We start from the raw sequence: 3,062 nt of genomic DNA, 5'->3' as shown, positions 1-3,062 counted from the left end.
CGATCAGCTGATGTACCCACTGTCCTTGCGGGTAGTCACGGGCCGTGGCGTTCCAGTCCACCAGTACCTGCTGCCGCTCGGCCACTGCCAACATGGGCAGGTCGCCCAGGCGCTGCTCGCCGTCCAGGCTCATCGCCTGCAACAGGGTGACCAGATGCCCCGCAATGCCTTCCACTGCCTGGGCGTTGAAGTATGCGCGGGCAAAACTCATGTGCAGGGACAGCGTCTCGCCCAGATCCACCAGCACGGTCAATGGATAGCTGGTCTGCTCGTGGGCCTTGGGCGTGCCAAAACGGATGCCGCTGCCGCCGCTTTGCGCCAGGGCTTTGGACACCGGGTAGTTCTCGAACACCAGGATGTTATCGAACAAGGCCGCACCCCCCTGCCCGGCCCAGCGTTGAATATCGTAGAGACCCGTGTGCTCATGCTCGCGTAGCACCAGGTTCTGCGCCTGGACCGCCTGCAACCACGCGGCAACCGACACCTGGCCATCCACGGCGCAGATGACGGGCAAGGTATTGATGAACAGGCCCACCTGCTGCTCCACCCCCGGCAGCTCCGCCGGGCGCCCGGCCACGGTCGCGCCGAACGACACCACCGACTGCCCGCTATGACGTTGCAACAACACCAGCCACGCAGATTGGATCAGGGTGTTGAGGGTGACTTTGTGGTGACGGGCAAACGCTTCCAGGCGCGCGGTCAATTCGCGTGTCAGGCCCAGGCGATGTTCGCCATAGCCTGGCAACCCGTTCGGCTGGCTGCTGCCCAGGCGGGTCGGTGTCTGCAGCACACTCAACTGCTCACGCCAAAACATTTCGGTAGCAGCGGCATCGCGGGCCTGCAACCAACCGATGTAATCGCGGTAGCGCCCTGCGGCCTGTGGCACGGCGACCCCGGCGTAACGTTGCAGCACTTCACCAAACAAACGCGAGTTGCTCCAACCGTCCATCAGGATGTGGTGGTTGGTGTAGATCAGCTCATGGCGCTGCTCATCGGTACGCACCAACAGCAAACGCGCCAATGGTGCCCGGGTCAGGTCGAAGCCCTGGCGGCGCTGAGCGTCCTGCAGGTTTTGCAACTCCAGCTCACGCTCCGGCATCGCACGCCAGTCCAGTACTTCGATCGGCAGGTCCGCCTCGCGGTACACCACCTGGCAGGGCCACTCCAGCTGGCCTTCCCAGAAAAACCCGCTGCGCAACACTTCATGGGCCTGCACCGTGGCCTGCCAGGCGCGTTGGAAACGCGCCACATCCAGGCCCTCGGCGGTGACCCGGATCTGGTTGATGTAATCACCCGCCGCCTGTTCGTACAAGGTATGGAACAGCATGCCTTGCTGCATCGGCGACAGGCTGTAGATGTCTTCCACGGCATCCGCCACCAGCGGCAGCGATTCCAACTGCTGCTGACTCAAGCGCGACAACGGGAAATCCGACGCGGTCACGCCGCTGTTGCCGGGCGTGCAGCAATGTTCCACCAGCGCGCCAAGCTCCTCGGTGAACGCGACGCTCAGGGCTTCGATCACCTGCGGATCGAACATCAGCGGGCTGAACGTCCAGCCCAGGCGCAACTCGCCGCCGTACACCTGGCCGTTGAGGGTCAACCAGTTGCCCAAGGGCGCGTCGGGGCTTTGTTCGGCACCGGCGTATTCCGCAGCCGGGGCGAACAGGCCGTCGGGCCGATCAAAGCTGCCGTCGAACTGGCCCAGGTAATTGAAGGTGATACGCGGCACCGGCAACGCGCTGAACGCCTGGCGTGTCGCGTCGTCGCCCAGGTAGCGCAGCGCGCCGAAACCCAAGCCCTTATTGGGCACGGCGCGCAGTTGTTCCTTGATCTGCTTGATCGAGCCCGCCAGGCTATCGGCCGGGGTCAGGCACACCGGGAACAGGCTGGTGAACCACCCGAGAGTGCGGGTCAGGTCGAGGTCGTCGAACAGGTCTTCACGGCCGTGGCCTTCCAGCTGGATCAGGCTTGACCCATGGCCGGTCCACTGGCAGATCACCCGCGCCAGGGCCGTCAGCAGCAGGTCGTTGATCTGGGTGCGATAGGCCGTAGGCGCCTGTTGCAGCAATTGCCGGGTGCGCTCGGCGTCCAGCTGGCTGGTCACGGTCCGGGCCAGACGGCCAGGACGCGCGCCGTGGGGATCACGGCACGGCAGTTCAGTGGCGGCGCCTTGCAGCTGGCTCAGCCAGAAAGCCTTCTCCGCGTGCATGGCCGCGCTGCGGGCGTGGGCCTGCAAGCGCTCGGCCCAAGCCTTGAACGATGAGGTCTTCGCCGGCAGTGTTTGCTGGCGATAGAGGCGTTGCAGGTCTTCAAGGAAGATCCGCCAGGACACCCCATCCACCACCAAATGGTGCATCACCAGCAACAAACGCTGGGAGCCATCGGCCAACTCGGCAAGCACCGCACGCAGCAACGGGCCTTCTTCCAGGTCGAGGCTGCGCTGGGCACGTTCGCCAAGGGTTTGCAGTGCGACAGCGTCTTCAACGCGTTCCCGCCACAGCAGCGGCGCAACCTCTGCGGCATGGTGCGCGTGCCACCCTTCGGCCTGCCGACTGAAGCGCAGGCGCAACACATCGTGATGCTGGGTGATGCCCTGCAGCGCCGCCTCCAGCAGGTCGACGCGCAGCGGTTGATGCGGCTTGAGCAATACAGACTGGTTCCAGTGATGCCGGTCCGGCAAGTCCAGTTCAAAAAACAGCTGCTGGAACGGCAACAGCGGCGTCTCGCCCTGCACCGCTGCCTGGTCGATCACTGGCGCGCTGTGCAACTGCGCGACGCGAGCCAGGCTGCGCACGGTCTGGTGCTGGAACAGTGCCTTGGCGGTGAAGTGAATCCCGGCGGCACGGGCACGGCTGACCACCTGGATCGAGATGATCGAATCGCCGCCGCGCTCGAAGAAGTTGTCATTCAGGCCGACCTGTTCGACGCCCAGCACATCCGCCCAAATCGCGGCGATCTGCTGCTCCAGGGCACTTTGCGGCGCTTCGTAGTGATGCGCCGATTCAGGCTTGGGCAGGGCCTTGCGGTCCAGCTTGCCGTTGGGGCTCAGGGGCATTTGCTCC

1 protein-coding gene is annotated in these 3,062 nt (G+C 64.7%); it reads right to left on the bottom strand.

Annotated elements, in window-relative coordinates; all coding sequences use genetic code 11:
• Positions 1 to 3,062: condensation domain-containing protein (locus tag NUV89_RS28810; RefSeq protein WP_257783991.1), on the bottom strand; the 3,062-nt coding region annotated here is incomplete at both ends.

Origin of the sequence: Pseudomonas sp. 18.1.10, assembly GCF_024655625.1 — a bacterium.
GTDB lineage: Bacteria > Pseudomonadota > Gammaproteobacteria > Pseudomonadales > Pseudomonadaceae > Aquipseudomonas.
Note: the sequence above shows the minus strand (reverse complement) of the source record. Positions and strands in the feature narration are given on the sequence as shown.